This window comes from Propioniciclava sp. LT294, assembly GCF_059516005.1.
In genome coordinates this window covers 22,259-47,732 of record NZ_JCAKNG010000007.1, presented here as the reverse complement: position 1 = coordinate 47,732, position 25,474 = coordinate 22,259, and the positions used below count along the sequence as shown (strand labels likewise).

Genomic DNA, 25,474 nt, shown 5'->3' with positions numbered 1-25,474 from the left:
TCACCCCCGTGAGCATCGTCCGCACCGCCCTGCCCCGCCTCGTCACGGCGCTGGTCCTCACCATCGCCGTCACGGCCGCGCCGGTCCCGGCCGCCGCGGCCACCGAGGTGGAGTCCTACCTCGTGGACGCCGTGATCCAGCCCGACGGGGCCCTGCGTGTCTCCGCCACGATCACCCCGGCCGGGGGAGCGGGCGAGATCGTGCAGCGGTTCGCGACGACTCTCCCCACCACGGACGCGCGCGAGTACCGGTTCGACCTGGCGGAGGTGCGCGCCTCGCGCGGGGGTGCGGACGCCGAGGTCAGGGTCGTGTCCGAGGGGGCCTACGACGTGGTGACCATCCCGGTCACCGACGACCAACCGGTGGTGCTCGCCTACACCGTGCGCGGTGCCGCGATCGCCACCGAGGCGTCGACGACCGTGACCTGGCGCCTGCTCCAGGGCCTCAACCTGCCGGTGGGCACCTTCGAGGCCACGGTCGCGATCCCGGTGCCGTTCACGATGATCGACTGTGCCGCCGGCCCACCGGCCGCGCCGGGGGCGTGTGGCTGGTACTCCGGGGGCACGCACGACAACCCGCAACCGACGTTCCACGACGGTCCGCGGGGGGCGGGCGAGGTCGTTCAGGTGGTCGTCCGATTCCCGGCCGGCGCCGTGGCGTCCGACGAGCGGATCGTCCAGCGCTGGTCGCTCGACCGGGCGTTCTCGCTGGCACCCCTCCCGCTCGGGATCGCCGGCGCGCTCGCCGCCCTCGGCCTGGTCGGCCTCCACCTCGTGCGCCGTCGGTTCAAGGCCGCCGAGTCGCCGCACGCCCCACCGATCGTCGTGGGCACCTTCCGCCCGGTCGGGGCCGGCTCTTCCGAGTTCCAGGTGTCGGACGGCATCCGGCCCGGTCAGGTCGGCACGCTGGTCGACGAGACGGTCGACCCCGTCGACATCACCGCGACCTTGCTGGACCTGGCCGCCCGCGGCCACCTGCTGATCCGGGAACTCCCGCGCAGGACTGCGTTCGCCCGAGCCGACTGGGAGTTCGAGCGCAGGGCGTCCGACGATGGGCTGCGCCCGTACGAACGCACCCTGCTGGACGCGCTGGGCCCCGAGGGCGGCTCCGTCCGGTGCTCGGGTCTGGGCTCCTGCGTCGCCGATGTCCTGCCGAGCGTCCGTTCCCAGTTGTACGACGACGTGGTCGAGCGCGGCTGGTTCGCGCGGCGTCCGGACGCGGTGCGTTCGCTCATGACGCGGACCGGCTGGGCGCTGCTCGCCGTCTCCATCGTGATCGCCCTGCTCCTGATCATCCTGACGCCGTTCGGCGTGGCGGGGCTCGTGCTGGTCGCCCTCGCGGGCCTCTTCGGCCTCATGGCCCAGGACGCCCCGAACCGCACCCCGGCCGGCTCCGGCATGCTGTCCGGGCTCGGACTGTTGCGCGGGCACTTGCTCACCCAGCCCGTCTCGGAGATGCCGCCGGGCCGCGAGGTCGACGAACTGTCGAAGGTGCTCCCCTACGCGGTCGTCCTCGGCGGTACCGACCGCTGGTTGGACGGCTTGGCCGCGACCGACACCGACGACACCCCGGACGAGACCGAACTCGACTGGTACCACGGCCCGGACGGCTGGCACCTCTCCGATCTGCCGGATTCGTTGCGCAACTTCGTCACCACCGTGGAGGGATCGCTGCTGCAGCGCTGACTCCCGCGTGGGTGTGCTGCATTTTGTGTGGGCGAAGTACCGAGATCATGGGGGTACTTCGCCCACACAAAATGCAACACGGGGGCGTGCGGTGCCGCCCAAGGACAGGGCCCTGGTTCAGAGGGTCAGGCCCGGGTAGAGCGGGTTGGCGTCCAGCATCTCGGCGGCGGCGGCCCTGGTGCGGTCCGCGACACCGTCGGCGACGGTGTACTTGGCCTTGCCGGGCTGGCCGTTGGAGGCCGTCACCGGGGAGGTCTCCGTCAGGACGCCGACGATCAGCTCCGCCACGCGGTCGAACTCGTCCGCGCCGAAACCACGCGAGGTGAGCGCGGGCGTGCCGATGCGGACGCCGGAGGTGTACCAGGCGCCGTTGGGGTCGCGCGGGATCGAGTTGCGGTTGGTCACGACACCGGCGTCCAGCAGGGCCGACTCGGCCTGGCGGCCGGTCAGACCGAAGGACGACGCCACGTCCAGCAGGACGAGATGGTTGTCAGTACCGTCGGTGACGAGCTTCACGCCGCGCTTCATCAGGCCCTCGGCGAGGGTCTTCGCGTTGTCGGCGACGGCCTGCGCGTAGGACTGGAAGTCCGGCGTCCGTGCCTCGGCGAACGCGACGGCCTTGGCCGCCATGACGTGCGACAGCGGACCGCCGAGCACCATCGGGCAGCCCTTGTCGACGGAGTCGGAGAACTCCTTGGTCGCGAGCACGAAGCCACCACGCGGGCCGCGGAGGGACTTGTGGGTGGTCGAGGCCACGACGTCGGCGTACGGGACGGGGTTCTCCTCGCCCGTGAAGACCTTGCCCGCGACCAGGCCCGCGAAGTGGGCCATGTCGACGAACAGGACCGCGCCGACGGCGTCCGCGATCTCGCGCATCTTGGCGAAGTTCACCCGACGCGGGTAGGCGGAGTAACCGGCGACGAGGATCAGCGGCTTGAACGCCTTGGCCTCGGCGAGCAGCTTGTCGTAGTCGATGAGCCCCGTCTCGGGATCGGTGCCGTAGCTGTGTTGCTCGAACATCTTGCCGGAGATGTTGTGGCGGAAGCCGTGCGTGAGGTGGCCGCCGGCGTCCAGGCTCATGCCCATGACGCGCTGGGCGTTGAACTCGTGACGCAGCGACTCCCAATCGGCGTGGGAGAGGTCGTTGACCGTCTTGGCGCCGAGGCGCTCCAAGGTGGGGGACTCGATCCGCTTGTTCAGGATCGCCCAGTAGGCCACCAGGTTGGCGTCGATGCCGGAGTGGGGCTGGACGTAGGCGTACTCGGCGCCGAACAGCTCCCGGGCGTGCTCGGCGGCGACGCTCTCGACGGTGTCGACGTTCTGGCAACCCGCGTAGAAGCGGTGGCCGACGGTGCCCTCCGCGTACTTGTCGCTCAACCAGTTGCCCATCGTGAGCAGCGTGGCCAGGGAGGCGTAGTTCTCGGAGGCGATCAGCTTCAGCGAGGAGCGCTGGTCGTCGAGTTCGGAGCGGATCGCACCGCTGATCCGGGGCTCGACCGTCTCGATGACGGACAGGGCCTGCTGATAGGCGCTGGACGCGGTGGCGACGAGGTCGGACACGAGGAACTCCTTCACTGGGCGTGTACCCACACAACATACTGGCCGACAGGCCGACCCCCCGACCTTCGTCTGGCCGCGGGACGGTGCGGATCGCCCACGCGCCCGGATAGCGTGGCGAATCGTAAACCCCGCCAGCACAGGAGCGACATGAGCGAGAACACGCAGAACCCGCAGCCTCCTCAGGAGGTGCCTGGTACGCGACCCGATCCGTACCCGCGACCGGCCCAGCCGCCCTACGCCCCCCAGTACCAGCCCGGCCCGCACCCTCAGCCGCCGCCCCATCCCGCCCCGTTCCGTCACGGATTCAGCCTCGGTGCAGGTGCCGGGCTGGGCTTCGGCGGGGTGTTCCTGGTGCTTGGGCTCCTGGGCAGCCTCCTCACCGGCATGGTCCTGGTCGGCTTCACCGCGGCGGCCACCTCGGCAGTCTCGGGGGCCCGCACCGCTCCGGACCGGCTCGCCACCGTGTGGGGGAAGGACGCAGCCACGAGCACCATGCGGGCCATCCCCGTGCGGGGCGCGATCCTGACGCACGGCGGGGACGGCTTCACCCTCGACGGCGGGACGTACGGCTACGAGGTGGCCGACGTCCTCGATGGTCTCGACAAGGGGGCCGTCGGCGCGGTCATCTTGATCATGGACACCCCCGGCGGGTCGGTCACCGGGTCCAAGGCCATCTCGGACGCCGTGGATCGCTATCGCGAGCGCACCGACAACAAGGTCTTCGCCTTCGTCGAGGGCATGTCGGCATCGGGCGGCATGTACGCCATGGCGGGCGCGGACGAGGTCGTGGCCGACCACGGGTCGGTCACGGGGAGCGTCGGCGTGATCATGGGCCCGCTGTACCGCTACCGCGACGTCACCGAGTCCGGCAGTCTCCTGACCGGCAGCGTCACCGCCCGTGAGATCACCGCCGACTACATCACCGCAGGTCGGGGCAAGGACGCCGGCCAGCCCTTCCGGGACCTGACGCCCGAGGAGCGTGCCGGACTCCAGGCGATCGCGGACAGCATGTACGGCGACTTCGTCGACCACGTCGCCACGAAGCGCGGTATCGACCGCGACCGGATCATCAACGAGTTCGGTGCCGGCATCTTCGCCAACGACAAGGCCCAGGAGATCGGCTACATCGACGCCGAGATGGGGCGCGACGAGGCCATGCGGCACTTCGCCGAGGTCGCGGGCCTCGACCCGGCACGAACGAAGGTCATCCAGGCCATGGCGCCGAGCTTCATCGACAGCCTGCTCGGGGTGGAGGCCCGTCCGCTCGGGGTGGCCCCGGCAGCGCAGCCCATCGCTGGGCAGCCCGCGCGTGCCACCGCGCGGATGTGCACGGACCCGACCACCCCCATCGCGTGGCACGGTCCGCTCGTGGGGGCCTGCGGCTGAGCCACCGCCCCACCGTGCTGCATTTTGTGTGGGCGAATGACCCGGTTGATGACCAACTCTGCCCACACAAAATGCAGCACGGGGTCAGTCGCGGGCGCGTGCCACCTCGTACAGCGCGATCGACGCCGCCACGGATGCGTTGAGCGACTCGACGTCGGAGGCGATCGGGATCGAGGCCAGCACGTCGCAGTTCTTGCGGACGAGCTGGGCCAGGCCCTCGCCCTCGGAACCCACGACGAGCAGGACGGGACCATCCACGCCCGGGATGTCGGCGATGTCGGTCTCTCCCTCGCCCGCGAGGCCCACCACCACGAAGCCGGCCTCGGCGTACTCGCGCAGCACCCGGTTCAGGTTGGTCGCCAGCGCCACCGGGACGCGGGCGGCAGCCCCTGCCGAGGTCTTCCACGAGGCGGCCGTCATGTGCGCCGAACGGCGCTCGGGCACGATCACGCCCCGGGCGCCGAACGCCGCAGCCGAACGGATGATGGCCCCGAGGTTCCGCGGGTCGGTGATCGAGTCGCAGGCGACCATGATCGGGGCGTCCTCATCGGCCAGGACCTCTTCGAGCAGGTCTCCCGGGTGGGCGTACTCGTACTCGGGCATCTGCATAGCCACGCCTTGGTGCACGGCCCCGGCCGTGAGCCGGTCGAGCTCGGAGCGCGATGCCTGCAGCAGCGTGATCCGCTTCTCGGCCGCGAGCTTCAGGATGTCGGAGATCCGGGAGTCCCGCTCGGCGCCCTCCATGAGGTAGGCCCGGCGCACCGGCAGGTCCGCCTGCAGCGCCTCGAGGACGGGGTTGCGCCCGATGATCCAGTCGGCGCCGGGCGCCTTGGCCGCGCTCGCCTGACGAACCCGCTCACCCGGTGCGGAGCGGCGTTCGCGCGCCCGTTCGCCCGAGATGGGTGACTCGCCCGGCTTCCGGGGGCGGTAGCTCTTGTGGTACGGACGGTCCTCGGCCTTGGGCGTGGGGCCCTTGCCCTCGAGTCCGCGGCGGACGCGGCCGCCGGACCCGGCGGTGTTGCCGGTCGACCCGACTCCCTTGCCGCGCTTGCGAACGGCTCCCTTGCGCTGGCTGTTCCCGGGCATGTCAGCCCCTCTCCAGGGACCAACGGGCCCCGTCCTTGGTGTCGGTGATGGTCAGGCCGGACGCCGCGAGCGAGTCGCGGATCGCGTCGGCCGTCGCCCAGTCCTTGGCCGCGCGGGCCTCGGCGCGCTGGTCGAGCAGGGTCTTCACGAGGGAGTCCACGACCGGCGTCAGGTCGTCGGCCGGTGACGCGCCCCCCGCCCACTCCGGCGCGTCCGCGCGCAGGCCCAAGGCGTCCAGCATGGCCGTGACGGCCTCGAGCGCTTGGCGGACGGCCGCGGCGTCCGACCTGCCGAGGGCCTGGTTGCCCTCACGGACGGTGTTGAACAGGACGGCCACGGCGGCCGGGGTCCCCAGGTCGTCGTCCATGGCGGCGGCGAACGCCTCCGGCACCGGCAGCCGCGCGCCCACGGCGACGGACACCGGGCCGGCCGACTCGGCGGCGCGTGCGACGAACGAGTCGATGCGTTCCAGCTGTGCGGCGGACTCGGCCAGCGAGGCGTCCGACAGCTCGATCGCCGAGCGGTAATGGGGGCCGGCGAGGAAGAGGCGCACGGCCCGTCCGCCGTACTCGGCCACGGCGGCCATCACGTCGGCCGTGTTGCCCAGCGACTTGGACATCTTCTCGCCGGCGAGGGTCACCCACGCGTTGTGCATCCAGATGCGGGCGAACTCGCGCCCGGCGGCCCGGCTCTGGGCCAGTTCGTTCTCGTGGTGCGGGAAGCGCAGGTCCAGTCCGCCGCCATGGATGTCGAACGTGTCCCCCAGGTACTTGCCGGCCATGGCCGAGCACTCCAGGTGCCAGCCCGGGCGCCCGGGGCCCCACGGGGTCTCCCAGGACGCCGTCTCCGGCTCGCCGGGCTTGGGGGCCTTCCAGAGCGCGAAGTCGCGGGGGTCGCGCTTGCCGGCGGCCTGCTCCTCCTCGGACTCCAACTCGTCGACCTTCATGCCGCTGAGCTCCCCGTAGGCCGGCCAGCTGCGGACGTCGAAGTACACGTCGCCCGGACCGGCCACGTAGGCGTGCCCGCGGTCGAGCAACTCCGAGATCAGGTGCAACATCTCAGGGATGTGGCCGGTCGCCCGCGGCTCATAGGTCGGCGCCTTGACGCCGAGGGCCCGGTAGGCGGCGTGGAACTCGCCCTCGAAGTGGTAGGCGTGCGCCCACCAGGGGCGTCCGGCCTCGGCCGACTTGATGAGGATCTTGTCATCGATGTCGGTGATGTTCGCCACGAACGTCACCGCGTACCCGGACGCCTCGAGCCACCGGCGCAGGACGTCGAAGTTGACCTCCTTGCGGATGTGGCCCAGGTGTGGCGAGGACTGCACGGTGGGGCCGCACGCGTAGATGGAGACCTCCCCCTCCCGGAGGGGGCGGAACTCGACCTTCGCGCGGGTCGCCGAGTCATACAGGTGCAGGGTCACCGGTCAATCGTAGCGAAGCGAGCGTGAACGCATTTCCGGGTGGCATTACCCCAAGGATCCTTGGGGTAATGCCACCCGGAAATGCGCTCAACCCCGCGCGCGCCGCCGCAGCTCCTCGATGTCCAGGAAGTCCGGCAACACCTCGGTGCCGGGCGCATACGCCTCCGACTCCCACGGGTCGTCCGGCATCGGCTCCTCATCGATGTACCCCTGCGAGGGGTCCAGTGGATTGGCGAAGTGGCGCTGTTCGCCGAGCGGCGTGAAGGTGTCGTGGGAGATGACCTCGTCGGGGAGGGCGCTCAGCACGTCGCGCACGTACCCGTGGACGGCCTCGGTGAGCGGGACGTCCCGGTGCTCGCGCTGGCTCTGGTACCAGCGGTAGTCGAGTACCTCGTGGAAGATCTGCGCCGGTTCACGCTTCCCGGCCAACTCCGGCGGGATGGCGGTCACCACGGGCTCGAACGACTGGGTGAGCCACTGGTGGGCCAGCACGGACTCCTCCACGTGGCCCTGGTTGGTGCGCGCCCGGTAGGTGTCCAGGTCGTTCAACAGGCGGCGGGCCTGGTGCTCCTCGGTGTCCAGGCCCGTGAGGCGCAGCAGGCGGCGAGAGTGGTGGCCGGCGTCCACGACCTTCGGCTGGATGCGGATCGTGTCACCGGTGGGGGACGTGCGGATGTCGAGTTCGGCCACGTCGAAGCCGAGTTGGTTGAGCCGCTGCACGCGGGACTCGATGCGCGTCAACTCGCTCCCGGCGAACTCCTCCACGCCGGTCAGTTCCTTCCACAGCCCCCGGTAGCGGGTCTCGATCTGGTGCACCAGGGTGAGCGGGTTGAGTGACTCGTCCAGCATGTGGCCGGCCTCGAGGTCGCTGAACTCCCCGAAGAGGTTGACCATCGCGATGTCCAGGTCGTGCAGCCGCTGGCCGTCCGAGAGCTGCTCGTGCAGTTCGGCGGTCTCGGCGTCCACGAGGTAGGCCGCGAACTCGCCGGCGTCACGCCGGAACAGGATGTTGGAGAGCGAAACATCGCCCCACAGGAACCCGATCAGGTGCAGGCGGGCGAGCAGGACGACCATGGCGTCCAGCAGCCGCGACACCGTGTCCCGCCGGACGCCGGAGGAGAACAGCGACCGGTACGGCAGGGAGAACTGGAGGTGGCGCGTGAGCAGGATCGAGTCGAGGGGCGCCCCGTCGGCGGTGGCGCGGTTGGTGACGACACCGGTGGGTTCGACGGCCGGCGTGTTGAACCGGTGGAGTTCGGTGAGCACCCGGTACTCGTGGACGGCGGACGTCTCGATGACCTCCTTGGCGGCGTAGACCTCGTCACCGACCCGGATGAATCGGACGACGTGGCGGGAGATGCCGCGGGGCAGGGCGACGAGGTGTTCGTGCGGCCAGTCCGCCAAGGGGGTGTGCCAGGGCAGGGGCAACAGCCGGGCGTCGGGTTGCGCAGCCAGGAATCGAGGCACGGGGACATCCTCTCAGGAATGCCGGTCGGGTGAGCGGTCGAGGTGCCCACGCACGGAATGCGAGCAGGGCCCCTGCCCGCGAGGAGCAGGGGCCCTGGTGAGGCTCGGGCTCAGCTGATGCGGTCGCCGGTCCTGTTGCTGAACACGTGCATGCGACCGGCGTCCGGCACGAGCCGGACGGTGTCGCGCCTGGTCAGCGGGTGACGGGACTGCAGGCGGGCCACGATCTGGTTGGCGTTGAGCTTCTCGTCGGGCGTCAGCCCGGCGAGGGTGCCGTAGAGATACGAGTCGGCGCCCAGTTCCTCCACCACGGCGACATCGACCGCGATGCCCTCGCCCTCTGCCGAGGGGTGGAAGTGCTCCGGACGGATGCCGATGGTCAGGTCGGACTCGCCCTGTGCCCTGCCCATGATCTCCCGCTCGACCGGCACGACGTAGTCGCCGATCTGGACGCCGCCGTCGACGACGCTGCCCGAGATGAGGTTCATCGCGGGGGAGCCGATGAAGCCGGCGACGAAGAGGTTCCTCGGCGCATCGTAGAGGGCCAGCGGGCTGTCGACCTGCTGCAGCAGGCCGTCCTTGAGGACCGCGACCCGGTCACCCATCGTCATGGCCTCGACCTGGTCGTGCGTGACGTAGACGGTCGTGACACCCAGGCGCTGCTGGAGGGCCGCGATCTGCGTACGGGTCGAGACGCGGAGCTTGGCGTCCAGGTTCGACAGCGGCTCGTCCATGAGGAACACCTGCGGCTGGCGGACGATCGCACGGCCCATCGCGACACGCTGGCGCTGGCCACCGGAGAGGGCCTTGGGCTTGCGGCTCAGGAACGGCTCCAGGCCCAGCAGCTTGGCGGCCTCCAGCACGCGCTTCTCGCGCTCGGCCTTGGGCACGTTCTGCATCTTCAGGGCGAAGCCCATGTTGTCCGCGACGGTCATGTGCGGGTACAGGGCGTAGTTCTGGAAGACCATCGCGATGTCGCGATCCTTGGGCGGCAGGTCGGTGACGTTGCGGTCCCCGATGTGGATCGCGCCCGCGTTCACCTCCTCCAGCCCGGCCAACATGCGCAGCGACGTCGACTTGCCGCAACCGGAGGGGCCGACCAGCACCATGAACTCGCCGTCGCCGATCTCGAGGTTGAGCTTGTCGACGGCCGGGTGGTCAGCGCCGGGGTAGACGCGCGTGGCGTCCTTGAATGAAACCGTGGCCATGCCACACATCCTTTCCACGGGCAGGTACGTGCCCGACGATCCGTAGTGGAAACAAGAAGCGCGTCACCGCGCTTCACCTGGTCATTGAACCCGGCTCCGGGCGATCAGGCAAGCTGGGACCCGCCAGCTGTGATGGAAGCGCAACCTTGCGTGGAGGGTGGCCCGGTGGGGACGGGTATCCTCGGCGCGTGACCGGACAGCCCGCCCCCGACGCGCAGGACGCCTCCGCGGCGTCCCCCGAGCCCGAGTGGTGGGACGACCCCGCGCTGCCCTGGCGACACAAGCCCGGCCGGGCCGACCTGGTCGCCATGGGCGCCCTCTCGGTGGTGGCCGCCTACTCGTTGGTCATGTTGCCCCTGCGCCCGATCATCCTGGGCCTGGCCCCGCACCTGCTGGGTTCGCTGGGCTATCGCACGGGCCTCGTGCTGGTCGGCGCGCTCGCCGCGGTGGGGGATCACTGGTGGCCGGTCGTGCTGGTGCTGGGCTCGCTCATGGCGATCAAGTTCGACTGGGTCTACTGGTGGGCCGGCAGGCTCTGGGGCCGCAACATCATGGACGTGTGGGCCGCCAACAAGTCGGCGCGCACGCGGCGGCGCTGGGACCGGATCTGGAACGGCGCACGCCGCTACGAGACCCTCGCGATCTTCATCACGTTCCTGCCGATCCCGGTGCCCGCCGGCGTGATCTACGCCGCCCTCGGCGCCGCCGGGACGAAGCTGTGGAAGTTCCTCACGGTCGGCTTCCTGAGCGCCCTCCTGACGACGGCCGGGTACCTGGCGCTGGGCTACTGGATCGGGGAGCCCGCCGTCCAGGCCGTCGACGCGTACGGCCGTTACCTCTGGTACCTGTCCATCGCGATCCTCGTGGGCATGCTCGCCGTCGTCTGGTGGCGACGGCGCAGAGCGGGCGAGGCCCTCGACCCGCCCACCGCGTCCCAGCGGCGATGAAGGCCCACGACGCCGGGCCGGTCTGAAGGCCGGCTGGCCGGGGCGGGTCACGCCCGGCCGAGCACCGCCACCAGGAACGTGGACTCCTCGGTGAACAGGTGGAGGTCCCACGTCGAGAAGGCCTGTTTGAGCAGGAGGCCCGAGGAGGCGGCGTCCGTCACGAACTCGCCGAAGTCGTAGCCGCGTCCTGCACCGAAACCGACGACCGCGCGCCCGTCCGGCTTCAGCCAGGAGGCGAAGTTGCGCAGCACGTCCAGACGGGTCTCGGGGTGCAGGAATCCCATCACGTTGCCGGCGGAGAAGACCAGGTCGAACTCCTGGGGCCCGTCGTCGGGCAGCATGACCTCGGCGAGGTCACCCACGACGTAGCGGGGGCCGGGGAAGTCCTCCTCGGCGGCCGCGATGAGCACGGGATCGAGGTCGACCCCGACCACGGTGTGGCCGGCCGCGTGCAGGTAGCCGGCGTGGCGACCCGGACCACAACCCGCGTCCAGGATCGTGGCGCCCCGGGGTGCCATGGCGTCGATCAGGCGGGCCTCGCCGACGAGGTCGGCCCCCGTGGCCGCCATCTGCCGGAAGCGCTCGACGTACCACGTCGAGTGGTTGGGGTTGTTGGCCACGGCATCCGCCCACTTGCTGCGCCGGACGGCGCGCAGCATCGCGGCGGTGTCGTTGGTGGGCTGCACCTTCGTGGGATCCATGAGCCTCCGACAGGATTCGAACCCGCGACCCTCCGCTTACAAGGCGGACGCTCTACCAGCTGAGCTACGGAGGCCTGGCCCCCAAGGGCCGAGGACCATTGTGCCCGAAGTTGGTGGGGTGCGTGGTGGCCGCAGGGCCGCGGGGGACTAGGAGCGTCGTCCCTTGGAGCGCTCGGTCTCGGAGCGCGTCTTCTCGGCGCGACGGGCCTCGGCCTGGCGCTTGGCGAGTTCGCCCGGGGAGTTGCCCTGGTTCGTGCCCCACTGGGGTGTGCCGAAGATCTCCGGAGCGGGATTGCGTGCGGTGTCGAGGTCGAACGGGACCTGCGTGGCGCCTGCCGGGCTCTCGTCGTGGGTGCCCTTGCGCGGAACGATGTGCATGAGCGCAACGATAACCGCACCGACGGCGAGGCCGGCCAGGAAGGAGAAGAAGGTGTTGGTGAGCCAGCCCAGCAGCCCGCCGAGCGGTCCGCCGGCGGCGGACACGACCTCTTCGGCGTGGTGGACGAAGCCGTAGGGCGCGTGCCACCCGAGTTCGTCGACGCCCACGAGCAGGATGTGGCCACCGACCCAGAGCATGGCGATCGTGCCGACCACCGAGAGGACGCCCAGCACCCGGGGCATGCCCTTCACCAGCGCGTTGCCGAGGGCGGGCGCGCGGCCCGACTCCGCGAGGTGGAGGCCCATGTCGTCCATCTTGACGATGAGCGCCACCACGCCGTAGACGCCCAGGGTGAGGGCGACGGCCACGACCACGAGGATGACGGCCCGGGAGAGCAGGCCCTCGTCGGCCACCTCGTTGAGCGAGATGACCATGATCTCGCTGGACAGGATGAAGTCGGTCCGGATCGCTCCGGCCGTCATCGCCTTCTCCTGCTCCTGGCCGGAGGCCGCGACGGGGGCCTTGTTGTGGGGGTCGGCCTGCGAGTGGCCCGACAGCTTCTCCCAGATCTTCTCCGCGCCCTCGTACGACAGGTAGAGGCCGCCGAGCATCAACAGGGGGGTGAGGATCCAGGGGAGGAACTGGCTGAGCAGCAGGATCGCCGGGAGGATGAACACGAGCTTGTTGCGGAGCGACCCGATCGCGATGTTCTTGATCATGGGCAACTCGCGTGCCGGGGACATCCCGGTCACGTAGCGGGGCGTCACCGCGGCGTCGTCGACGACCACGCCCGCAGCCTTGGCGCTGGCGCGGCCCGCGGCCGCGGTCACGTCGTCCACCGATGCTGCGGCGAGCTTGGCCATCGCCGCGATGTCGTCCAGCAGTGCCGCGAGACCGCCACTCATGGGTTGACCCTTCTCCGGGTGAGGTGTGCGCCCCCAGAGTAGGTGCCGGACGCGGTGTGCGTCAGCCCAGGCCGGGGGCGGCGAGGAAGACCTGGCCCGAGCCCGTCGCGGTGATCGAGGGGCTGGTGGCGGGGATGAAGACGGAGCCGCCGCTGCCCAGGTGGAGGGTGTGCTCCGTGCTCGACAGGGTCACCTCGCCCCGGGTGACCAGCGCGATGCGTGCACCCTCGGGGGCCGGCACGGTCAGCGACGCCCCGGGGGTGACCTCGAGGCGCCACACGTCGAACTCGTGGCAGTGCGTCGGGTAGCTCCACACCCCGGGGTCGGTCTCGGTGCCGTCGACCACCTCGGGGTCGCCCCAGCCGAAGTCGACCACGCGCACGAGTTCGTCCACCGAGACGTGCTTGCTGGTGAGGCCTCCGCGCAGGACGTTGTCGCTGCTCGCCATGACCTCGATGCCGGTGCCGTGGAGGTGCGCGTGCATCGTGCCGGCCGGGGTGTACAGCCCCTGTCCCGGAGTCAGTTCCACCCGGTTCATGAGCAACGCCGCCAGGATGCCCGGGTCGCGCGGGAACGTGTCGTCGAGTTCGAGGGCGGTCCGGGCGAAAGCGCCGAGGTCGCCGTCCGCGTCGCGGTGGGCCATCGCGGCGGCGAGGACCTCGTCCACCGTGTCGCCCTGGCGTTCCTTCATCGACAGGACTTCGAGGAACAACTCCTGCAGGCCCGCCTCGCCGCCGCGGGCCCGGAGGGGGGCGATCAGGCGCTCGACGAGCGGGCCGGCCTCCAGCGCTTCGAACAGCGCGATCGTCCGGACGGGGTCGCGGAAGCCGCACAGGGCATGGAACTCGGTGAGCGCGACGAGGATCTCGGGCTTGGGCCACGTGTCCTTGTAGATGCGGTGCGGCGCGGTCCGCGGGATGCCCGCGGCATCCTCCGCGGCGAACCCGTCCTCCGCCTGCTTCCGTGACGGGTGTGCCTGCAGCGACAGGGGATGACGGGCGGAGAGCACCTTCAGCAGGAAGGGCAGCTGGGGGCCGAACGCGGCCACGCTCGGGCCGCCCAACATCTCGGGCCGTTGGGCGAGGGTGGTGTCAAGGGTGGCGTCGGCCAGTTCGGACGGTGCGAGGGGGTGGGCTCCGAGCCACAACTCGGCCAGCGGCCGCCCGTCGGGTTCCGTCCCGAGCAACTCGTGGATGGTGTCGAACGTCCCCCACGGGTAGTGGACCAACGTGCCCCGCAGGTGCTCCATGCCGTGCGCACCCTCCTCATTGATCGTGGCCCACGGTGGACGGGGCGTCCTGTCCATTCTTCTCCGGGACCCCCGCAAGGGCAAGCAGCGAGGCCCGGTTGCCCCCCGCCCGGGTGAATGACACCGGTGTGATTCGTGGCTTACCATGAGGGCATGTCCGACGCACTGGCCCACGCCGCAACCGGTCTCCCCGAGTCCGGCCTCACGGAGTTCGAGGCCGACCTGCTCGACTTCGAGGCGGTCTCCTGGCGGGCCGCCGAGGGCAAGGACGCCGCGATCCTGCAGAGGTTCGACCTCTCCGTGCCGCGGTACTACCAGGAGATCAACGCCTTGATCGACCGTCCCGAGGCGCTGGCCCACGCACCCCTGCTCGTCAAGCGGCTGCGACGCCTCCGTGACCGTCGCCAGCAGGACCGCTCGGCGCGCCACCTGCCGTTCTCCTCGACCGTCTGAGCGGACGCCGGGGCCACAGTGCCGCCAGCCCCGGACGGCCGCGGAACATCCACACCGGCCCGAAGGGGGTGCCCGTCTCCGCGTGGGCGTAGCCGCCGCTGTGCAGGCCCGCATGGCGCTCCAACGGGTTCTCCCAGGCGGGGTTGCCCGTCCGGGCCAGGGACCACGCCGACCCCAGCAGGTAGGCGGGCAGGAACCAGACCCCGGCCACGGCGTACTGGAGGGCATGGCGGCGCTCATGGTCGAGGACCCCGGGGGTCTGCTCCTCCAGGCGTGCCATCGTGCTGGTCGTGACCACGACGTCCCCGATCGTGAACGCGCCCGCGGGGGGAAACCGGAGCCGGTAGCCCTCGGCCAGGAGCAGGCCGGACGCGGCGCGACTGACGCGTGCGCCGCCCAACCCGGCGACGAGGAGCCCCACGGGCGTGGTGAGGTTGAGCCAGTTGGCCGCGTGGCGGAGGCGGTCGCGGGGGCGCATGTCCGAAGCCTAGGGTGCCCGTCCCACGAGCCGGGGGAGCCGGAGGGGAGATAGCACTCGCTTGTCTCGAGTGCTAATCGGCTGGTAAACATGGTGTTGGCACTCTCGGTGAGGGAGTGCCACCAGCACCGGCCGTGTGAGACCTGCCGATCAGGTCGTCCGTCGCGGGCACCGTCCGGAGCACGTCAAGACATTCGAAAGGGCTGCCGCAGTGGCAAAGCTTATTGAATTCAACGTCGAGGCCCGCCGCGGGCTCGAGCGGGGCATGAACACCCTCGCCGACGCGGTGAAGGTGACGCTCGGTCCCAAGGGCCGCAATGTCGTCCTCGAGAAGAAGTGGGGCGCCCCCACGATCACCAACGACGGCGTCTCCATCGCCAAGGAGATCGAGCTCGAGGATCCGTTCGAGAAGATCGGTGCGGAGCTCGTCAAGGAGGTCGCCAAGAAGACCGACGACGTCGCGGGCGACGGAACCACCACCGCCACGGTCATCGCCCAGGCGATGGTCCGCGAGGGCCTCCGCAACGTGACCGCCGGCGCCAACCCGATGGGCCTGAAGAAGGGCATCGAGAAGGCCGTCGCCGCCATCGCCGAGGAGCTGGCCGCCCAGGCCAAGTCCGTCGACACCAAGGAGCAGATCGCCGCCACGGCGTCCATCTCCGCCGCTGACCCGACCGTGGGCGAGATCATCGCCGAGGCCATGGACAAGGTCGGCAAGGAGGGTGTCATCACCGTCGAGGAGTCCAACACCTTCGGGCTCGACCTCGAGCTCACCGAGGGCATGCGCTTCGACAAGGGCTACATCTCCCCGTACTTCGTGACCGACGCCGAGCGCATGGAGGCCGTCCTGGACGACCCCTACATCCTCGTCGCCAACAGCAAGGTCTCCAACCTGAAGGACCTCCTGCCCGTGCTGGAGAAGGTCATGCAGGCCGGCCGTCCGCTGCTCGTCATCGCCGAGGACGTCGACGGTGAGGCCCTCGCCGGCCTGATCGTCAACAAGATCCGTGGCACCTTCAAGTCCGTGGGCGTCAAGGCCCCGGGCTTCGGCGACCGCCGCAAGGCCATGCTGGGTGACATCGCGATCCTGACCGGTGGCCAGGTCATCTCCGAGGAGGTCGGCCTCAAGCTGGACGCCGTGACCGTCGAGCTGCTCGGCCGCGCGCGCCAGGTCATCGTCACCAAGGACGAGACCACCATCGTCGATGGTGCCGGTGACTCCGCGCAGATCGAGGGTCGCGTGGCCCAGATCCGCCGCGAGATCGAGAACAGCGACTCCGACTACGACCGCGAGAAGCTCCAGGAGCGCCTCGCCAAGCTGGCCGGCGGCGTGGCCGTCATCAAGGTCGGCGCGGCCACCGAGGTCGAGCTGAAGGAGCGCAAGCACCGCATCGAGGACGCCGTGCGCAACGCCAAGGCGGCCGTCGAGGAGGGCATCGTCGCCGGCGGCGGCGTCGCGCTGCTCCAGGCCGCTGCCGCGGTCAAGGACAAGGTCGCGGACTCCCTCGAGGGCGACGAGCTGGTCGGCGCCAACATCGTCTTCACCGCGGCCTCGGCCCCGCTGAAGCAGATCGCCGAGAACGCGGGCTTCGAGGGTGGCGTCATCGCGGAGAAGGTCGCCGGTCTCGAGCCGGGCAAGGGCCTCAACGCGGCCACCGGCGAGTACGTCGACATGCTGGCGGCGGGCATCCCCGACCCGGCCAAGGTGACCCGCTCCGCGCTGCAGAACGCGGCGTCCATCGCGGCGCTGTTCCTCACCACCGAGGCCGTCATCGCCGACAAGCCGGAGAAGGCTCCGGCCATGCCGGCCGGCGACGGTGGCATGGGTGGCATGGACTTCTGAGTCCGGTCGTTCCGAAACACCACGGGCGCTCCTGCATCGCAGGGGCGCCCGTGCTCGTCCGGGGTGAGGGTGAGCCCCCGGTCAGTCCACCTGACCCAGCCGCGGGCAGGGCGGCAGCGGGACCTCGTGGAGCCAGGCCGCGAACAGGGCCGCCCGGTCGCTCCCGGTGGCCCGGGTCACGTGCTCGATGAAGCCCTGCGTGGTGACGACGCCACCCGTGGCGACCCAGTCGCGGCAGAGGCCGAAGAAGGCCTCGTCACCGACCGCCGCTCGCAGGGCGTGCAGCGTCAGGGCGCCCCGCTTGTAGACCCAGTCGTCGAACATGTCGTCCATCCCGGGATCCGACAGCGGGGTGGACTGGCCCTCGGCGGGCAGAGCCCTCCAGTGCAGGACGGCGCGCTCGTCGGCGGTCCCGAGACCGCGTTGCTCCGACCACAACCACTCCGTGTAGCAGGCGAACCCCTCGTGCAGCCAGATGTCCTTCAGGAGCCCTGCGGTGACCGTGTTGCCGAACCACTGGTGGGCCAGTTCGTGCATGACCAGGCGCTCGTTGTCCCAGTCGTCGACGAGGTGGTTGATGCCGAAGCTCGCCATCGCCTGCGCCTCGAGCGGGATCTCGAGCGGCTCGTCCACCACGACGGCCCGATAGGAGTGGAAGGGGTAGGGGCCGAACCAGCCCTCCAGGGCGTCCAGCATCGCGGGCAGGCGTAGCAGCGGTGACGAGGCCGGGACCGGGCGCGTCCGGGGACGGACCAGCGTCACGCGCCCGTGGGAACCGGGCAGCGGCTGGTCGACGAGGCGTCCGATCGCGACGCTCACGAGGTAGGGGGCGGTCGGGGCATCCTCGACGAAGACGGACGTGGTGCGTCCGCCCTTCGTGGACTTCTGGACCGGACGCCCGGTCGCGACGCCGGTGTACTCCGCCTCGGTCGTGAGGGCGATGCGGTAGGTGGCGCGGTCATCGGCACGGTCGTTGCACGGGTAGAGCGACGGCGCGCCGTAGGGCTGCGAGGCGACCAGGATGCCGTCGGTGAGTTCCTCCCACCCGGCCGGCCCGTGGGCGCCGGGTACCGGGCCCGGCTTGCCGCTGTAGACGACCTGAAGCGTGGCCGTCCCGCCCGCGGCGAGGGGTTTGGCCAGCGGGATCGTCAGCTTGCGCGCCTTGTGGGTGTGCTTCTTGATCTTGGCCCCGTCGACGCGCACCTTGTCGACATGGAGGCCGCTGAGGTCGAGCCGCACCGCGGGCAGCTCTTCCAGCGCGCGGACGGTGAGGGTCGCCGTCGCGTCGAGCCTGTTGGTCGCCATGCGGTACTCGAGGGCGAGGTCGTAGTGCTCGACCTGGAAGGAGGTGTCACCGTGTCCGGGGAGGTAGGGATCAGGGACGGCGCGCACCGGATGATCCTGCCACACCCGCACGCCTCACTCGACCCACGGGCCGATGGGGTTCCCGATCCAGCGCGTCCGGCGCGGCACGGACTCGCCGCGCATCACCAGGGACGCCGGACCGATGGTCGAGTGGCGTCCGACCGTGGCGCCCGGCAGGACGACGCTGTTCGGGGACAGCGTCGCGCCGGCCTTCACGACCACGGTGTCCAGGGCGAGGACGCGGTCGTGGAACAGGTGGGTCTGGACGACGACGCCGCGCGAGATCGTCGCTCCGTCGCCGATCTCGACGAGGTCGGGTTCGGGCAGCCAGTACGACTCGTTCCACACGCCGGAGCCGATCCTCGCACCCATCGTGCGCAGCCAGATGTTGATCAGCGGCGTCCCGGTCGCCCAGCGGACGAACCACGGGGCGGTCACCAGCTCCACGAACTGGTCGGCCAGTTCGTTGCGCCACACGAACGAACTCCACAGGGGGTGCTCCCCGGGGCGCACGCGTCCGACCAGCAGCCGTTTGGGGATGACCGACAGCCACGTCGACAGGTAGCCCGCGGCGACCAGGACGTGGCCGCCGAGCGCCGCGGCCAGCCACCAGGAGACGGACGCCAGCGCCAGCAGCGCCGCGACCACCAGGACACCCAGGGCCATCGAGAACATCACCGCGACGATCCGGAACAGCTCGACGACCCCGCGCAGGACGCGGAGGGAGCGGGACGGGTCGTGGGTCAGGGAGGTGTCGACCTCCTGGACCGCCCGGCGCAGCGGGGACGGCGGGGAGCCGATCCACGACGTGGTCTTGCGGGCCTTGGCTCGCGGCGGCGCGGACGAGAGCACCGCGACCAGGCCGCGGGCGGGCACCTTGCGGCCCGGGGCCGCCATGCCGGAGTTGCCGAGGAAGGCGTCCTTGCCCACGCGGGTGCGGCCGGTGCGAAGCCAGCCGCCCCCCAGCTCGTAACCGCCCACGAGCGTGTCGTCGGCCAGGAACGAGTGCTCTCCGACACTGGCCAGCTTCGGGATCATCAGCACGGTGGACGCCTCGGCGTCCTTGCCCATCTCGGCGCCCAGCAGGCGCAGCCACACGGTCGTGAACCAGCCGGCGTACAGCGGGTAGAGCCACGTCCGGGCCTCGTCGAGGACACGGACGGTCGCCCACGCGGCGAGCCCGCGTCCGGAGTGCACGGGGACGTGCCCCTCGGAGACGAACAGGCCCAGGAAGCGGACCAGGCCCAGCACGAGCAGTGCGACGAGGGTGAAACCGGCGAGCACGGCCGGCGGCAGCCACGCGAAGGCGTGGCCGAGCAGGGTCGGGAGGTCCGTGCCCACCGGGGCGGTGGCGAGGACGAGGGCGGTGCCGGCGGTCAGGCCCGCGACCGGGATGCCCGCGATGGCGAGCGAGGCGAGCAGGTAGCCGAACCACCACAGGGGACGCCGACGCGGCGGCGCCTCCCAGGGGCCGCGGGCGCGGCGCTTGGCCTTCACGGCGGGCGAGCCCGTCCAGTACTCGCCGGCGGGGACGTCGGTGACCACGGCGGAGCCCGGTCCGACCTCGGCGCCCGCGCCGACCACCGTGTCGGGTCCGAGCGTGGAGCGCATGCCGATGCGGGCGTCGGCCCCGATCACCACGCGACCGACGTACAGCGTGTCGCCGTCGATCCAGTAGCCCGACAGGTCGGTCTCGATCTCGATGCTCGCCCCCTCGCCGACGGTCAGCAGCCCCGTGATCGGCGGCATCGTGTGGAGGTCGACGTTGCGCCCGATGGTCGCGCCGAGGAGGCGGGCGTACCAGGCCATGCCCGGTGCGGACGCGTTGCCGGTGGCCACGAGTTCCTCGGCGAGCCGCTCGGCCAGCCAGATGCGCAGGTGGGCGCGTCCTCCGCGGGGGTAGGTGCCCGGGACGACGGGGGCCAGGATGAGGCGCGCGCCGAGCGCGGCGAGGATCATCCGGCCCGGCGGAAGGACGAGCAGCAGCCACCCCAGGGTGACGATCCACCAGGGGGCGGGGGCCACCGGCAGGCCCAGCCAGCCGCCGAGGTTCACCCCGGTGGCCAGCAGCGTGAGCCAGCGGAGGGCGCCCACGGTGCGCAGCGGGACGATCGCCAGCAACTGGGCGACCCGCGTCCGGCGGCGGACTGGGGACACCCGCTCGTTGCGGCGCGACTCGGGGGCCTCCATCGCGGTGAGGTGGGCCGCCATCGCGTTCAGGCGCGGGTGGTCGTAGATGTCCGTGACGCCGGCCTCGGGGAACCGCCGGCGGATGCCGGCCAGGAGGTGGGCGACCGCCAGCGACGTGCCGCCGAGGTCGAAGAAGTCGGACGACGGGTCGGTCACGACGGTGCCCAGGGTGTCCGCCCAGAGGCCGGCGAGCCAGGACTCGTCCTGGGTGAGGGGCGTGGCCGACGCGTCCGCACCGTCGGACGCGCCGGCCAGCGGCCAGGGCAGGGCCGAGCGGTCGATCTTGCCGGACGTGCGCGTGGGCAGGTCCTCCACCACGGCCAGTCGGGGGACGAGGGCGGCCGGCAGTTGTTCGCGCAGCAGCGCCGTGGCGGCGTGGGTGTCGAAGTCGGGATCGGCGGCCAGGTAGCCGACGAGCACCTGCGTGCCGGCGGCGGTCCGCTGCACGGCGGAGGCGCCACCCCGGACCCCCGGCAGCGCCGAGAGGGCGGCGTCCAGCTCGCCGAGTTCGATGCGGCGTCCGCCCACCTTGACCTGGTCGTCGGCCCGCCCGAGGAAGAGCATCCCCTCGGGGTCGTCGACCACGAGGTCGCCCGACCGGTAGGCGCGCTCCCAGCCCAGCGACGGGAGCGGCGCGTACTTCTCGGCGTCCTTCTCGGCGTCGAGGTAGCGGGCCAGCCCCACGCCGCCGATGACGAGCTCGCCCTGCTCGCCGTCGGGGACGGGGCGGCCGTCGGGGTCGACGACGGCGAGGTCCCAGCCGTCGAGGGCCCAGCCGATGCGCACCGTCCGGTCGGGGTGCACCCGGGCGGCGGTCGCCACCACGGTCGCCTCGGTCGGCCCGTAGGTGTTCCACACCTCGCGGTGCTCGGTGGCGAAACGGAGGCCGATCTCGGGCGGGCAGGCCTCGCCGCCGAGGATGAGCAGGCGCACCTTGGCCAGCGCATCCGGGGGCCAGAGCAGCACCAGCGTGGGGACCGTGGAGACGACCGTGAGCCGGTGGGCGATGAGCCACGGCCCCAGGTCCATGCCGGACTTCACCAGCGAGCGCGGTGCGGGCACGAGGCAGGCGCCGTAGCGCCAGGCGAGCCACATCTCCTCGCACGAGGCGTCGAAGGCGACCGAGAGGCCGGCCATGACGCGGTCGGTCTCGTTGATCGGGTCGGACTGCAGGAAGAGCCGGGACTCGGCGTCCACGAAGGCGGCCGCCGAGCGGTGCTGGACGGCCACGCCCTTGGGCTTGCCGGTGGACCCGGAGGTGAAGATGATCCAGGCGTCGTCGGTGAGGTGGACCTCGGGCAACGCCTCGCGGGCCGGACGCCGGGGGCCGCGGGGTGTCAGGACGAGTCCGTTGCCCAGCACCCCCGCGACGTCGGCCTCCTCGAAGACGGTGCGGGCGCGCTCGTCCGGGTCGTCCGCATCGACGGGGACGTACGCCGAACCGGCGAGCAGGATGCCCATGATGGCGACGTACAGGTCGGTCGTGCCCGAGGCGATGCGGACCCCGACGCGGTCCCCGCGGCCGATGCCCGCGGCGGCGAGGTCGGTGGCGACCTCCTCGGCTGCGCCGGCGAACTCCTCGTACGTGAGCAGCTCCACGCCGTTGTCGAGGGCGTGCGCGTCGCCGAAGGCGTCCACGGTGGCGCGAAAGATGTCCACGAGGGTGCGGGCGGGCGGCGCGAGGTGCGCTCGGAGCTGGGTCACGGGGTGGCTTCTCCTTGGGTTTCAGCGTTACCGATGTATCGCCAGCGATGCATCTTAACCCATGGTGGCACCACTCTCCCAGCCACGGCGGTGCAACCCGCGGAAACGAGGCCGTTCCGGCATCATGTCTCTCATGAGCGGGACGCTGGAGGTCCGGGTGCTGGCGGCGCACGACGCCGTGCCGGCCGAGGCCGGTGGTGCCGACCGACTGGAGATCGTGGGGGAGCCGGCCGACGACGCGCGCTCGCCCGAGCCGGGAACGGTGGCGGCGATCCGGTCGCGCACGAACATCCACCTCCGTCCGGTGGTGCGGTTGCGCGCGGGCTATTCGACCGACGGCGGTGAACTGGTCCGGTTGCGGGGCCTGGTCGCGGCCTACCTGGACGCGGGTGCCGACGGTCTGGTGCTGGGCTTCCTGAACGGCCTGGGCGAGGTGGACGTCGAGGTCATCGGCGCGCTGCTGGAGGGGTACTCGTGCCCCTGGACCTTCTCGCGCGCCTTCGACACCGTGCTGGACCACGACGACGCCTGGGCGGCCGTGCTCGCGTTGCCGGGCCTGGACGGCGTCCGGACGGCCGGCTCGGCCCGCACGCTGGAGCACGGCCTGGACGAGTTGCTGCGTCGCGCCCGGGCGAGCGAGCGGGTGGCGTCACTCGTCGTCGCGGACGGCACGCTGCACCCCGATCACGTCCCGTGGTTGGTGCGCGCCGGCGTCCGCCAGTTCCACCTGGACGACCAGGTGCGTCCCGGCGGCTCGCGCAAGGCCTACGTGGACGAGGAGTTGGTCCGTTCGTGGCGGACCCTGATCGATGCGCAGGTGCAGCACGCACGGTTCTCCGTGCGGTAGGCCTGAGTGAGGCGTCCGGGCCCTCCCGGCCCGCGTGGACCCTGACGCACGCCCGTCAGACGGGGTGCCCCTCCAGGTCCGACTCGCCGCCCTCGGCGGGGCTCGGCGGGGCGGGGTGGTCCGACGGGCCCGGCTCGATGTGCACCACCGTCTGGCACTCGGGGAACGTCGCGGACACGGCTGCCTCGATGTCGTCGGCCAGGTCGTGGCTGCGGGCCACGGTCCAGTGGCCGGGCACGATCACGGTCGCCTGCACGAAGCGCTGCCGCCCGGACTCGCGGGTGCGCAGGTCGGCGACCGTCACGCGGCTGTCGCCGACGACGCTGTCCATCGCGCCACGGATCTGGAGGACCTCCTCGGCCGGGAGCGCCGCGTCCAGCAGGCCCACGGCGGAGCGGCGCAGGAGCCTGAAGCCCATCCAGAGGATGTTGACGCCCACGATCATGGCGACCAGGGGGTCGATCCACAGCTGCTCCGGGAAGATCAGCAACAGGCCGATGCCGCCGATGACGCCGACGGTGGTCCACACGTCCGTCATCAGGTGGTGCCCGTCCGCCTCGAGCGTGATCGAGCGGTGCTTGCGGCCCTGCCGGATCAGCACGAGGCCCATCACCAGGTTCAGCACGGTCGCCAGCACCGACAGCGCCAGGCCGATGCCGATCTCCTCGACCGGCTGGGGGCGCACGAAGCGGTTGATGGCGGACACGATGATGCCGGCGGCGGCGACGAAGATCAGCGCGCCCTCGACCAGCGAGGACATGTACTCGGCCTTGCCGTGGCCGAAGTCGTGGTTGTGGTCGGCCGGCTTGCCCGAGACCGCGAGCGCCCACAGGGCGACCAGGGCGGCGACCAGGTTGACCACCGACTCCAGCGCGTCGGACAGGAAACCCACCGACCCCGTGATCCAGGCCGCCGCGGCCTTGATCGTCACCGTCAGGACGGCGGTGAGCACCGACAGCAGGGCGAACTGCATCAGGAACTTCGTCGACACCACCTCAGGGGCGGGCGACACGTTGCTCTGCATGGGGATCCTTTCGCGCGAACCGCAATGCAGTGTAGTCGCGGCCCGGCCCCGAAGACCATCGGTTGCCGTCGGATGCGGCCGGGGTCCGGGTCAGATGGGGACGGTCGACTCCTCGACGTGCCCCACATCGCCCGGCCAGTCGTCGGGCTCGTCGACGGACGCCACGAGCTCGGCCAGGCCGGCGGGCCACACGGGCTCCGGCAGGGCGTCCAGCTCGTCCAGGCGGAGCCAGGCGTGGCCGTCCAGCGTGATGTGCTCATCGGGCGTGAAGCCGGCGACGTCCACCTCGAACCGCGACGTCCGCAGCACGTAGAAGCACTCGGCCTGCACGCAGACCTGGTCGGAGTAGCCGTGCGCGGCCACGCGGCGCATCACCGGCCCCACCAGGTCGGACGCGCTGGCCACCAGCCCCGTCTCCTCCGCGAGTTCCCGCAGGGCGGTCTGCACCTCGGTCTCGCCCGGATCCATCCCGCCGCCGGGCGTCGTCCACCACCGCGACCCCGGGACGCCCGGGTCCGTGTCGGCGAACAGCAGGACGTGGGTCCCGTCGGTGACGACCACCCGGGCGCCGCGGCGCGTCCTGTGTGGACGCTGGCCCGGGGGGACCGGAGTGAAGTCGCGCGAGCGGAACGGAACGGTCATCGGCCCTCCTCGGGGTCCTCACCCCGGCGCATCGCGTCTCCCACGACCAGGGGCACGACCACGAACAGCGCCAGGTCGACCAGTTGGGCGACGTCGGTCGCGTTGCTGTACCACGTGAGCGGGTCGAAGGAGCCCGGCTGGGTGAACGGGGCGACGAAGCCGAGGGCGAAGGCGCCCAGCACCCCCCACGAGAAGAGCCGGCCGATGAGGCGCCGCCGGTACCGCACCCGGGCCGCGAGCACGGACGCCACGACCAACATCACCACGGAGAACGGGTTCACCACGGCGCCCACCCCCAGGCAGACGAGCACGCCCGGGGTCACGTTGCGGGCGATGGCGCCCAGCGTGACCGGCTCGAAGTGGTGCGGGGCCGGGACGGGCTGCTGCCACGGCGGGGGGCCGGGCTGCGGGAAGCCGTCCGGGTTGACCTGGGCCGGGGGCCACGCCGGTGGCGGCCCCGGGACGTGGTGCGGTGCGGGCGGGCCGCCGGTGGGGAACGGATCCTGGGGAGCCCAGGCCGGTGGGGGACTCGCCGGTCGGCCGGGGCCGGCCGGGGCGTGGGCGTGGCCCCAGGCGGAGGGCCCCCCGGGGGGCGGTGCGAGCGCCACGGGTTCCCCCTCGGGGGGAGGTGCCGTGCGCGGCGACCACGAGGTCATCGGGGTGGAGGCCACGTCGAACGCCTCGAGCGGATCGCGGCTCGGCGCGGCGGGGGGCACGACGGCGTCCAGGGGCGCGGCCTCCGGGCCCGCGAAGTCGGGGCGGGTGCCGGGCTCCTCCGCCGAGGCGGCCGGGTGCGCGTGCCCCTCCTCGGGTGCGAGGTCCGGAACCCCGGCGAGGTCGGGCTCCACGAACACGTCGGGGCGCTCGGTGGGCGCGTACTCGGGACCGTCGGTCCAGTCGGCCACGGCTCCTCCTTCCGCGTCGCTCGTCGCGTC

Annotated in this window: 20 protein-coding genes and 1 tRNA gene; 6 read left to right on the top strand and 15 right to left on the bottom strand. The window is 71.5% G+C overall.

Going from position 1 to position 25,474, the window contains the following annotated elements:
• Window positions 1–8: 8 nt before the first annotated feature.
• Entirely contained in the window at window positions 9–1,685 is a 1,677-nt protein-coding gene (locus tag AC5YDA_RS10485) for a DUF2207 family protein (RefSeq protein WP_496188431.1), read from the top strand.
• Between the two features lie 117 nt (window positions 1,686–1,802).
• On the opposite strand, the gene AC5YDA_RS10480 is transcribed toward AC5YDA_RS10485, so the two are convergent.
• The gene (locus AC5YDA_RS10480; RefSeq protein WP_496188432.1) at window positions 1,803–3,245 is read right to left on the bottom strand and encodes a glycine hydroxymethyltransferase; all 1,443 of its coding nucleotides are present in this window, start codon (window positions 3,243–3,245) and stop codon (window positions 1,803–1,805) included.
• 147 nt (window positions 3,246–3,392) lie between these two features.
• Here AC5YDA_RS10480 and AC5YDA_RS10475 point away from each other — a divergent pair, with 147 nt between their 5' ends.
• Window positions 3,393–4,631: a S49 family peptidase gene (locus AC5YDA_RS10475; protein ID WP_496188433.1), complete on the top strand. Its 1,239-nt coding sequence runs from the start codon at window positions 3,393–3,395 to the stop codon at window positions 4,629–4,631.
• Between the two features lie 84 nt (window positions 4,632–4,715).
• On the opposite strand, the gene rlmB is transcribed toward AC5YDA_RS10475, so the two are convergent.
• The 4 genes from rlmB to AC5YDA_RS10455 all read right to left on the bottom strand — a co-directional run bounded on the left by rlmB (window position 4,716) and on the right by AC5YDA_RS10455 (window position 9,812).
• Window positions 4,716–5,717 carry a 23S rRNA (guanosine(2251)-2'-O)-methyltransferase RlmB gene (gene rlmB / locus AC5YDA_RS10470; protein ID WP_496188434.1) on the bottom strand — a complete coding sequence of 334 codons (1,002 nt, stop codon included), beginning with the start codon at window positions 5,715–5,717 and terminating at the stop codon, window positions 4,716–4,718.
• Between the two features lies 1 nt (window position 5,718).
• The gene (cysS, locus tag AC5YDA_RS10465; RefSeq protein WP_496188435.1) at window positions 5,719–7,137 is read right to left on the bottom strand and encodes a cysteine--tRNA ligase; all 1,419 of its coding nucleotides are present in this window, start codon (window positions 7,135–7,137) and stop codon (window positions 5,719–5,721) included.
• Between the two features lie 87 nt (window positions 7,138–7,224).
• Window positions 7,225–8,604 carry a DUF4032 domain-containing protein gene (locus AC5YDA_RS10460; RefSeq protein ID WP_496188436.1) on the bottom strand — a complete coding sequence of 460 codons (1,380 nt, stop codon included), beginning with the start codon at window positions 8,602–8,604 and terminating at the stop codon, window positions 7,225–7,227.
• Window positions 8,605–8,714: 110 nt separating this feature from the next.
• Window positions 8,715–9,812 carry an ABC transporter ATP-binding protein gene (locus AC5YDA_RS10455; protein WP_496188437.1) on the bottom strand — a complete coding sequence of 366 codons (1,098 nt, stop codon included), beginning with the start codon at window positions 9,810–9,812 and terminating at the stop codon, window positions 8,715–8,717.
• 188 nt (window positions 9,813–10,000) lie between these two features.
• On the opposite strand from AC5YDA_RS10455, the gene AC5YDA_RS10450 reads away from it, so the two are divergent.
• A complete protein-coding gene (locus AC5YDA_RS10450) occupies window positions 10,001–10,759 on the top strand; it encodes a DedA family protein (protein WP_496188438.1) in 759 nt (252 codons plus the stop codon).
• A gap of 47 nt (window positions 10,760–10,806) precedes the next feature.
• Here AC5YDA_RS10450 and AC5YDA_RS10445 read toward each other — a convergent pair whose 3' ends face one another.
• The 4 genes from AC5YDA_RS10445 to manA all read right to left on the bottom strand — a co-directional run bounded on the left by AC5YDA_RS10445 (window position 10,807) and on the right by manA (window position 14,050).
• Window positions 10,807–11,460, bottom strand: coding sequence for a class I SAM-dependent methyltransferase (locus AC5YDA_RS10445; protein WP_496188439.1), 654 nt, complete (start codon window positions 11,458–11,460; stop codon window positions 10,807–10,809).
• Window position 11,461: 1 nt separating this feature from the next.
• Window positions 11,462–11,534 (bottom strand) — tRNA-Thr (locus tag AC5YDA_RS10440).
• Between the two features lie 73 nt (window positions 11,535–11,607).
• The gene (locus tag AC5YDA_RS10435; RefSeq protein ID WP_496188440.1) at window positions 11,608–12,744 is read right to left on the bottom strand and encodes a DUF808 domain-containing protein; all 1,137 of its coding nucleotides are present in this window, start codon (window positions 12,742–12,744) and stop codon (window positions 11,608–11,610) included.
• A 61-nt stretch (window positions 12,745–12,805) separates the two neighbouring features.
• A complete protein-coding gene (gene manA / locus AC5YDA_RS10430; protein ID WP_496192959.1) occupies window positions 12,806–14,050 on the bottom strand; it encodes a mannose-6-phosphate isomerase, class I in 1,245 nt (414 codons plus the stop codon).
• Between the two features lie 96 nt (window positions 14,051–14,146).
• Here manA and AC5YDA_RS10425 point away from each other — a divergent pair, with 96 nt between their 5' ends.
• On the top strand, window positions 14,147–14,446 hold the full coding sequence (locus AC5YDA_RS10425; RefSeq protein WP_496188442.1) for a DUF3263 domain-containing protein: 300 nt from the start codon (window positions 14,147–14,149) through the stop codon (window positions 14,444–14,446).
• Here AC5YDA_RS10425 and AC5YDA_RS10420 read toward each other — a convergent pair.
• The gene (locus tag AC5YDA_RS10420) at window positions 14,367–14,924 is read right to left on the bottom strand and encodes a hypothetical protein (protein ID WP_496188443.1); all 558 of its coding nucleotides are present in this window, start codon (window positions 14,922–14,924) and stop codon (window positions 14,367–14,369) included. The two genes, AC5YDA_RS10425 and AC5YDA_RS10420, sit on opposite strands and share 80 nt — an antisense overlap.
• A 211-nt stretch (window positions 14,925–15,135) precedes the next feature.
• On the opposite strand from AC5YDA_RS10420, the gene groL reads away from it, so the two are divergent.
• Entirely contained in the window at window positions 15,136–16,767 is a 1,632-nt protein-coding gene (groL, locus tag AC5YDA_RS10415; protein ID WP_496188444.1) for a chaperonin GroEL, read from the top strand.
• Between the two features lie 81 nt (window positions 16,768–16,848).
• Here the strand turns inward: groL and AC5YDA_RS10410 are convergent, their stop codons facing one another.
• Window positions 16,849–18,159 (bottom strand): M1 family metallopeptidase, encoded by a 1,311-nt coding sequence (locus tag AC5YDA_RS10410; RefSeq protein WP_496188445.1) that lies wholly within the window; start codon window positions 18,157–18,159, stop codon window positions 16,849–16,851.
• Between the two features lie 27 nt (window positions 18,160–18,186).
• The gene (locus tag AC5YDA_RS10405; protein WP_496188446.1) at window positions 18,187–22,026 is read right to left on the bottom strand and encodes a Pls/PosA family non-ribosomal peptide synthetase; all 3,840 of its coding nucleotides are present in this window, start codon (window positions 22,024–22,026) and stop codon (window positions 18,187–18,189) included.
• Window positions 22,027–22,159: 133 nt separating this feature from the next.
• Here AC5YDA_RS10405 and AC5YDA_RS10400 point away from each other — a divergent pair, with 133 nt between their 5' ends.
• Entirely contained in the window at window positions 22,160–22,873 is a 714-nt protein-coding gene (locus AC5YDA_RS10400; protein WP_496188447.1) for a copper homeostasis protein CutC, read from the top strand.
• A gap of 55 nt (window positions 22,874–22,928) precedes the next feature.
• On the opposite strand, the gene AC5YDA_RS10395 is transcribed toward AC5YDA_RS10400, so the two are convergent.
• From AC5YDA_RS10395 to AC5YDA_RS10385, 3 genes are all read right to left on the bottom strand, one after another.
• On the bottom strand, window positions 22,929–23,897 hold the full coding sequence (locus tag AC5YDA_RS10395) for a cation diffusion facilitator family transporter (protein ID WP_496188448.1): 969 nt from the start codon (window positions 23,895–23,897) through the stop codon (window positions 22,929–22,931).
• Window positions 23,898–23,987: 90 nt separating this feature from the next.
• On the bottom strand, window positions 23,988–24,539 hold the full coding sequence (locus AC5YDA_RS10390; protein WP_496188449.1) for an NUDIX hydrolase: 552 nt from the start codon (window positions 24,537–24,539) through the stop codon (window positions 23,988–23,990).
• Window positions 24,536–25,444 carry a hypothetical protein gene (locus AC5YDA_RS10385; protein ID WP_496188450.1) on the bottom strand — a complete coding sequence of 303 codons (909 nt, stop codon included), beginning with the start codon at window positions 25,442–25,444 and terminating at the stop codon, window positions 24,536–24,538. Before AC5YDA_RS10385 ends, AC5YDA_RS10390 begins: the two co-directional genes overlap by 4 nt.
• Between the last annotated feature and the right edge of the window lie 30 nt (window positions 25,445–25,474).